Origin of the sequence: Bacillus sp. JJ1127, from assembly GCF_036965845.1 — a bacterium.
Classification (GTDB): Bacteria; Bacillota; Bacilli; order Bacillales; family Bacillaceae_G; genus Bacillus_A.
On record NZ_JBALQK010000316.1, the window covers coordinates 6,775 to 8,832 of the forward strand.

The 2,058-nt window shown below is 36.4% G+C and carries 3 protein-coding genes; all 3 read right to left on the bottom strand.

Annotated elements, in window-relative coordinates:
* Positions 1-64 precede the first annotated feature (64 nt).
* A complete protein-coding gene (locus V7183_RS23515; protein ID WP_335361014.1) occupies positions 65-721 on the bottom strand; it encodes a GAP family protein in 657 nt (218 codons plus the stop codon).
* 13 nt (positions 722-734) lie between these two features.
* A complete protein-coding gene (locus V7183_RS23520; RefSeq protein WP_335361015.1) occupies positions 735-1,493 on the bottom strand; it encodes a MerR family transcriptional regulator in 759 nt (252 codons plus the stop codon).
* 65 nt (positions 1,494-1,558) lie between these two features.
* Positions 1,559-1,702, bottom strand: a complete 144-nt coding sequence (locus V7183_RS23525) for a hypothetical protein (RefSeq protein ID WP_003201958.1) — start codon at positions 1,700-1,702, stop codon at positions 1,559-1,561.
* Positions 1,703-2,058 lie beyond the last annotated feature (356 nt).

The window sequence follows — 2,058 nt, forward strand, 5'->3', positions numbered from 1 at the left end:
AGGTGGGAGAGAGCATCTAGCCATGCATAGAAGTAAAGCGTACCCCATACTCTGGTCAAACATCCTACAAATAATCCAGGCTATTAAAAATCAGGATGAGTCCAACTATACACATAATCCACGAAAGAGCCGATCCTGTATTATTAGCAATCTTCACTCGAAGCTTCTCGAGAGATGTTTGCATACACCGCCCAAACAGGAGGTAGAAGAGAAACAGCACGAGGGAAGGCAACACCATGATAAAGTTATATCCAGCTAAAATAGAAGACCATTCCACCCATGATAGATTAGAAGTAGTCATTATGCCAATTGCTGCAAAATAAGGAAATGCAGTACCTACTTCAATTAATGAAGTAGTGAATCCCAGAGCAACCATTGAAAGAATGCTTTTTGATTTTGGTGCAGGTAGGTCTGAACTTTTCTTTGTTGGAACATAAAAACTTGCTATGAACAATATCACCCCAATAATAAAGAACGTCCAGCTTACGATTCGATTTTGAAATACGCCAGAAATAATCTCAAGCAAGAAATCTAATCCTAACATGAGTGAAACTCCAACAGCAAAATAAAATCCTGCTATCGTCAATAAATAAACCAATAAACGTTTGGTAAGTTTCTCTTTATCTGTTAAAAGCAAATATACTGTTACCCCTAATGTGGCAGGGCTTAGCGTGTCCAATAGGGCCAATCCCCCTATTAGGAGAAGTAGTTCTGTACTCATCATTCTTTCCCTCTTATTCCGGTTGGGGACTATTCTTTTCAGCCATAAAAATGGCATATGCCTGATCTATAAATTCAAGCACATCCTGGTCAATTGGATATAATCTCAGTTTCTCTGATTGCTTTGGCGACATCCTTATTTTCCACAGCTTATCTAAAAATTCATCCTCACCTTCAAACTCCTCTAAGCGCTTTTCATCCATTCTTCTAATGATATTTTGGACTTTGGGTGCTTTTGGGCCGTCCTCCATATAACGCTTTAACTGACCTATCAGAGCAATCCATTCTAGTGAATCAGAGTTGTCACTTGTCATATTGGGAACCTTTTCCCATAGTTTTATTTCTCTGTCTTTAAATACAGATTCACGATAATACTGCTGTATTTCTTTATCTTTACTGGATAATTGCATAATCTTCTGAATCGCGATCCAGTTTTCTTCTCCTTCTATCGCGATTCCATGTATCATTTCCCGTAAGGATAACTCTATTTTCTTTAAATTTTCCTGTTCTTTTATTACAAAAGATAACTGACTCTTTAAACTATCTGACCAATCCCACGCACTGGAAGCGAGCATATTCTTAATCTCATGTAACGGAAATCCAACCTTTTTTAAAAATTGAACCTGCTGTAGTTTTTTTATTTCTTCATTGGTATATAAACGATGGCCACCCTCTGTTTTGGATGCTGGTTTTAATAATCCGATTTGATCGTAGTAACGCAGTGTTCTTACTGTAACACCTGTCAGCTCCCCAACCTTATTAATGTGTATCAACTGATAAACCTACCTTTCTGTACGTTAAGACTCTATCGTTAACAATTGTTTTATTCATTCCACATTTATTCTTCTTTACGAAAAAAATTTTTAAGTAAGTATCCTGCTCCTAAGCCAATCAGTACACCAGGAAATGCATTATCCAGTGTCAGTCCAATACCTGCACCTATAATGACGCTTCCATAAATAATAATATCTCCCTGTTTCATCTAAAAACCTCCTATTTTCCTAATCTCTTTTATCTAGATATCTCTAAATATATAAATTCAAATTAAAAAAACGACATAAAGCCCTTCTTTTTAGGTGGGAGAGAGCATCCGTTCATGCATAGAAGCGGTTAGATCCTTTTCCTGTGCCCTATACCAAGTGAAAACAAAGAGAAAAAACGAGTGCAGGTCACCTTTTGTTATCCATAATCGCGACTTATATGTCGAAAAACCAAAATGGATATATATAGTAGTTACTAAACAGTATATAAAATGACGCAGCGTAAACTTCAAGTTTTTTTAGACTTTTTTTAATTTTCATTAAATCGTCCAGATAGGAAACAGGGATGTGAATTTTG

Coding starts and splice junctions, on each gene's coding strand:
- V7183_RS23515 (WP_335361014.1), bottom strand. CDS start 721: ATGAGTACAGAACTACTTCTCCTAATAGGGGGATTGGCCCTATTGGAC.
- V7183_RS23525 (WP_003201958.1), bottom strand. CDS start 1,702: ATGAAACAGGGAGATATTATTATTTATGGAAGCGTCATTATAGGTGCA.